The 5814-nt window shown below is 65.3% G+C and carries 7 protein-coding genes and 1 pseudogene; 1 reads left to right on the plus strand and 7 read right to left on the minus strand.

The window, feature by feature from the left end:
* A partial coding sequence (locus tag QM612_RS09960) for a laccase domain-containing protein (protein ID WP_415253739.1) occupies nt 1-201 on the minus strand: 201 nt, incomplete at its 3' end.
* Nucleotides 198-1181, minus strand: a complete 984-nt coding sequence (gene rluD / locus QM612_RS09965) for a 23S rRNA pseudouridine(1911/1915/1917) synthase RluD (protein ID WP_415253740.1) — start codon at nt 1179-1181, stop codon at nt 198-200. The genes rluD and QM612_RS09960, both read right to left, overlap by 4 nt.
* A gap of 98 nt (nt 1182-1279) precedes the next feature.
* On the opposite strand from rluD, the gene QM612_RS09970 reads away from it, so the two are divergent.
* A complete protein-coding gene (locus QM612_RS09970; RefSeq protein WP_415253741.1) occupies nt 1280-2128 on the plus strand; it encodes an outer membrane protein assembly factor BamD in 849 nt (282 codons plus the stop codon).
* A 71-nt stretch (nt 2129-2199) separates the two neighbouring features.
* On the opposite strand, the gene QM612_RS09975 is transcribed toward QM612_RS09970, so the two are convergent.
* The 5 genes and pseudogenes from QM612_RS09975 to sucC form a co-directional block, all read right to left on the minus strand.
* Nucleotides 2200-3828: an NAD+ synthase gene (locus QM612_RS09975; RefSeq protein ID WP_415253742.1), complete on the minus strand. Its 1629-nt coding sequence runs from the start codon at nt 3826-3828 to the stop codon at nt 2200-2202.
* 1 nt (nt 3829) lies between these two features.
* Nucleotides 3830-4144, minus strand: coding sequence for a CcdB family protein (locus QM612_RS09980; protein ID WP_415253743.1), 315 nt, complete (start codon nt 4142-4144; stop codon nt 3830-3832).
* The gene (locus QM612_RS09985) at nt 4141-4407 is read right to left on the minus strand and encodes a type II toxin-antitoxin system CcdA family antitoxin (protein WP_415253744.1); all 267 of its coding nucleotides are present in this window, start codon (nt 4405-4407) and stop codon (nt 4141-4143) included. Before QM612_RS09985 ends, QM612_RS09980 begins: the two co-directional genes overlap by 4 nt.
* Before the next feature lie 112 nt (nt 4408-4519).
* A complete protein-coding gene (sucD, locus tag QM612_RS09990; RefSeq protein ID WP_415253745.1) occupies nt 4520-5395 on the minus strand; it encodes a succinate--CoA ligase subunit alpha in 876 nt (291 codons plus the stop codon).
* A 180-nt stretch (nt 5396-5575) separates the two neighbouring features.
* Nucleotides 5576-5814 (minus strand): annotated as a pseudogene (sucC, locus tag QM612_RS09995) (succinate--CoA ligase subunit beta); the annotation flags it as partial.

The following is a 5814-nucleotide window of genomic DNA, read 5'->3' on the forward strand; positions in this document are numbered from 1 at the left end:
GGGCGCGGACGGCAACGCAAGCGCGGCCTGCAACTGGCGGCGGTTCTCGGCCACCGCTTCGGCATCGTCACCATTGCGCGCGCCCAGGTTGAACGCATCGAACGGCGGCCGCGACACACCCAGGCCATGCCGCAGCGTGGTCAGCGCGCGCACGCCGGGCGGCGCGGGCCAGTCGGCTTCAAGGAATGCCGCCATGCTCATCGCCGTGTGCGCTCCGCTTGCGCATGCGCCGCCGCGTCTTCGCGCAGCAATGCCATCAATCGCAGCATGTCGTCCGGCACCGGCGCTTCGCAGCGCACGGGTTCACCGCTGAGCGGATGCGCGAACTCCAGTACTTCGGCATGCAGCGCCTGCCGCTTGAAGCCGCGCAGGGCGGCGATCAGTTCATCCGACGCGCCCTTCGGCAACTTGAACGACCCGCCATACAACGGATCGCCGATGATCGGCTGCTTGAGGTGCTGCATGTGTACGCGGATCTGGTGGGTGCGGCCCGTTTCCAGCCTGCATTCCAGCGCGGTGTGGTTGCGGAAGCGCTCGCGCAGGCGGTAGTGGGTCACGGCATCCTTGCCATCCTCGCGCACGGCCATGCGCAGGCGGTCGCGCGGGTGGCGATCAATCGGCGCATTGGCAGTACCGCCGGACACCAGCGCGCCGACCACCACCGCCAGATATTGGCGATGCACCTGCCGCGCGGACAGTTGCGCGACCAGCGCAGTGTGCGCAGGCAAGGTGCGCGCCACCACCATCACGCCGCTGGTGTCCTTGTCCAGCCGGTGGACGATGCCGGCGCGCGGCAGCTTGTCCAGTTCGGCATCGCGATGCAGCAGCGCGTTGACCAGCGTGCCGGCCGGATTGCCCGCGCCCGGATGCACCACCAGCCCGGCAGGCTTGTCCAGCACGAAGACGTGTTCGTCCTCATGCAGGATGGTGAGCGGGATGTCCTCCGGCTCGGCGTGGGTCTGCACGTCCTCGACCACGTTCAGGGCGATGGCCTCGCCGCCGCGCACGGGATCGCGCGGACGCGCGGGCGCGCCATCCACGGTCACGTCGCCGGACTTGATCCACCCCGACAGCCGGGAGCGCGAGTATTCGGGGAACAGCTCGGCCAGCACCGCGTCCAGCCGGCGACCGGCGGCGGTTTCGGGGACATGGGCAAGGCGGGGAGTGCTGGCGTCTGGCATCTTTGGTTCAGGCGCCGCACAGCAGCGGCGGCCCGGCAGGGAAAACGGGCTGGTATTATCGCCGCTTCCTCCGTTCGCCGTGCCGCAGGCCCCGCTCGATGCCCATGCCAACCCGCTACGTCCGCTTGCGCCCCGTCCTGTTGCTGCTGCTGGCACTTGCCATCACCGGCTGCGCCAGCATCCGGAACAAGTTCAAGGACGAGAACAAGAACGAAGGCCTGCCCGTCACCGAGCTGTACGACAAGGCCCACGGCCAGATGGAAAAGGGCAGCTGGAGCAATGCGCGCCAGACCTTCGGGCGGCTGATCGCACAGTACCCCTACGGCCCCTATACCGAGCAGGCGCTGATCGAACAGGCCTACGCCGAATACAAGGCCGGCCTGCACGATGACGCGATTTCCAGCATCGACCGCTTCATCCGCACCTACCCGACCCACAAGAACATCGCCTACCTGTATTACCTGCGCGGGCTGTCCAACATGCAGCGCAATACCGTGTTCCTGGCGCGCGCGTTCAAGCTGGACACCAGCTCGCGTGACCTGGAAGCGCCGCATCAGGCCTACAACGACTTCAATCTGGTCATCACCCGCTACCCCAACAGCCGCTACACCGCCGACGCCCGCCAGCGCATGGTGTTCCTGCGCAATGCCTTTGCCCGCGCCGAGCTGAACACCGGCATCTACTATCTGCGTCGCGGTGCCTGGGTATCGGCGGCGGATCGCGCCACCTACCTGCTTGAAACCTATCCGCAGAGCGAACACCAGAACGACGCGGTCGCCCTGCTGGCCGAAGCCTATACCCGCATGGGCAATACCACGCTGGCTGCTGATGCCCGCCGCGTGCTGGAGCAGAACGACCCGCAGCACCCGTGGCTGAGCGGGCGCAAGTGGCCGAAGGGGCCGGGCGTGGTCAGCAAGCTCAATCCGTTCAGCGGCGACTTGCGCTGAACAAGACGGGCGTTCCGCTCAGCAAAAAGGCCGGCGCATGCCGGCCTTTTTCGTGCGCAACCGTGTGACTGTCAGCCGCGATACCCGTTGCTGATCGGATAGCGCCGCTCGCGCCCGAATGCGCGCCGGCTGACCTTCGGCCCGGGCGCAGCCTGATGCCGCTTCCACTCGCCGATCCGCACCAGCCGCAGCACCTTGTCCACGGTGGCGGCATCGAAACCGGCGGCCACGATCTCCGCGCGTGACTGCTCCTGATCCACATGGCGCAGCAGGATCGCGTCCAGCACGTCATAGGGCGGCAGCGAATCCTGATCGAGCTGGTTCTCGCGCAGTTCCGCCGATGGCGGGCGGTCGATCACGCCCTGCGGGATCACACGATCACCCACGGTATTTCGCCAGCGCGCCAGCGCGAACACTTCCGTCTTGTACAGGTCCTTGATCGGCGCGTAGCCGCCGCACATGTCGCCGTAGATGGTGGCGTAACCCACCGCGTACTCGCTCTTGTTGCCCGTGGTCAAAAGCAGGCCACCGAATTTGTTGGACAGCGCCATCATCAGCGCGCCGCGCGTGCGCGATTGCAGGTTTTCCTCGGCTGTATCCACCGGCTGCCCGGCAAACACCTGCGCCAGCGCATCCAGATACCCCTGGAACGGTTTTTCGATGGGCAGCGTCACCATCGCCACGCCCATCGCGTCGCACTGTTCCCTTGCAAGATCGTTGGACAAGTCTGCGGTGTAGCGCGAGGGCATCCGCACCGCCGTCACGTTCTGCGGCCCCAGCGCATCGGCGGCGATGGCCAGCACCACCGACGAATCGATGCCGCCGCTCAAGCCCACCCACGCCTTGTCGAAACCGTTCTTCAGGCAGTAGTCGCGGGTACCGCGCACCACCGCGCGCCAGGCAAGCGCATCGCGCGACTCGTCGCCATCCTCCATCCATTCCAGCGCGATGAAGCGGCGCGTGTCCGGCTGGTAATCGACCACCAGCCATTGTTCGGTGAAGGCGGCAGCAGCCGGATGCACGCTGCCATCGGCATCGGCCACCACCGAGGCCCCATCGAACACCAGCGCATCCTGCCCGCCGACCACGTTGAGGTAAGCGATGGCCGCACCGGTCTCGCGCGTGCGCTGTGCCAGCAAGGCATCGCGCTGCGCATGCTTGTCGTGTTCATAGGGCGAGGCATTCGGCACCAGCACCAGCTGCGCGCCCTTCTCCACCGTGGAGGCGATGGGCTCGGCAAACCACAGATCCTCGCAGATCACCAAACCCACGGGCACGCCCTTGACCTCGAACACGCAGTCGTCGCGGTCGGGGTCAACATCGAAATAGCGGCGCTCATCGAACACCGCGTAGTTCGGCAACTCGCGCTTGCGATAGGTCTGTTCGATGCCGCCATCACGCAGCACGCTGGCGGCGTTATAGACCACGCTGCCAGCAGCCTGCGGCCAGCCGACCACGGCGGTGATGCCATGCACCTGCGCCGCGATCTGCTGCAGCGCCGCTTCGCAGTCGCGCAAAAATGCGGGCCGGTACAGCAGGTCCTCCGGCGGGTAGCCAGACAGCGCCAGCTCCGGGAACAGCACGATGTCGGCAGCGTATGCGTCGCGCGCATGCGCCGCCATTTCGCTGATGCGGCGCGCGTTGCCGGCGACATCACCCACCGGGAAATCGAACTGCGCCATTGCGATGCGGAGGGTCATGTCATGCCCCGGACAGCAACAAGTCGATGGCAGCGACGATGGCGAAGCGTTCGTGCGACAAATCCACCACCTGCTTGCCCAACATCTGCAATGGCACGTTGGTGATCTGGGCGGTATCCAGCACCATGCGCTTCCCGGCGACCTCAAGCTCGGGCATCAGGCGCTTGATGACGCTCCCGACTTGCGCGGACGCGACCAACGGGATGACCACCCGGGAATCCGTGGCTTCGATCAAGTCGCTCTGCACGTTCAGCCAGTACGGAATCGATCTGCGCGAAGCCGCATCCGCATTTGCGTACACGACGAACTGACTCACTTGCCGCCCCTGGCCTTGAATGCACGGACATGGTCGCCGGCAAGGCCATCGCGCGCGATGCGCCGGTTGTACGCCGCAATCGCCTCGCGGTTCTCCTCCAGCCACTGCTCGCGCTTGCGGGCGCGCACTTCCGCTTCCAGCGCGCGCTCCAGGGTGGCAGACAGGTTGATGTCCAGCGTGCGGGCATCACGCAGCAAGCCCTCATTGACGCTGACATTGGTCGGCTTCTTGCCGTACTCGGCATAGGTTTCGGATACGCGCATGATCATGCCTCCAAATGATGCGCATCCATCATGCGCATTTATCCAGCGCAGATCAAGCACAACGAAAAAGGCCGCCCGGAGGCGGCCTTTCCTTGCAGCTTGGCGAACCGGCTTACTTGACCAGTTCGGCAATCGCCGCGCCCAGGTCGCCCGGCGAACGCACGGTCTTGACGCCAGCGGCTTCCATCGCCGCGAACTTGCCTTCCGCCGTGCCCTTGCCGCCCGATGCAATCGCACCGGCATGGCCCATGCGCTTGCCCTTCGGCGCGGATGCACCGGCGATGAAGCCAACCACCGGCTTCTTGACATGCTTGGCGATGTACTCGGCACCGGCTTCCTCGGCGTCGCCACCGATTTCGCCGACCATGATGATGCCTTCGGTCTGCGGGTCTTCGTTGAACAGCTTCAGGCAGTCCACGAAGTTCAGGCCGTTGATCGGGTCACCACCGATGCCGATGCAGGTGCTCTGGCCCAGTCCCACTTCGGTGGTCTGCTTGACCGCTTCATAGGTCAGCGTGCCGCTGCGCGAGACGATGCCGATCTTGCCCGGCTTGTGGATGTGGCCCGGCATGATGCCGATCTTGCACTCGCCCGGGGTAATCACGCCGGGGCAGTTCGGCCCGATCAGCACGGTGTCCGGATGCGAGCGGGTCAGCACGTTCTTCACCCGCAGCATGTCCAGCACCGGGATGCCTTCGGTGATGCAGACGATGACCTTGATGCCGGCAGCAGCGGCTTCGAGGATGGCGTCGGCCGCGAACGGCGGTGGCACGTAGATGACGGACGCATCCGCGCCGGTGGAGGCCACGGCATCGGCCACGGTGTTGAACACCGGCAGGTCGATGTGGGTGGTGCCGCCCTTGCCCGGGGTGACGCCGCCGACCACCTGGGTGCCGTACTCGATCATCTGGGTGGCATGGAAGGTGCCCTGCTGGCCGGTGAAGCCCTGCACGATCACCTTGGTGTTCTTGTTGATCAAAACGGACATTCGTTTTAGTCCTCTGAATCTTTGGTTGTTTATCGGCTTCGGAACCACGTGATGTTTCGCGTTGCGAAACATCACTCAAGCATGCCTCCACATCCCCCGCATCGCCGCTTCGCGTCGATGCAGCCCCCTTGACTCAAGGGGGCTGGAAATAGCGCAGCCCAGTTCCGAATCAATGGTGAATCAGGCTGCGTTCTTGACCGCTTCAACGACCTTCTTCGCGCCGTCGTTGATGTTGTCTGCCGGGATGATGGCCATGCCGCTGTCACGCAGCAGCTGCTTGCCCTCTTCCACGTTGGTGCCTTCCAGGCGCACCACCACCGGCACCTTGACGCCCACTTCCTTGACTGCGGCGATGATGCCCTCGGCGATCATGTCGCAGCGGACGATGCCGCCGAAGATGTTGACGAAGATGCCCTGCA

The organism is Thermomonas sp. (genome assembly GCF_047606765.1).
Lineage (GTDB): Bacteria > Pseudomonadota > Gammaproteobacteria > Xanthomonadales > Xanthomonadaceae > Thermomonas.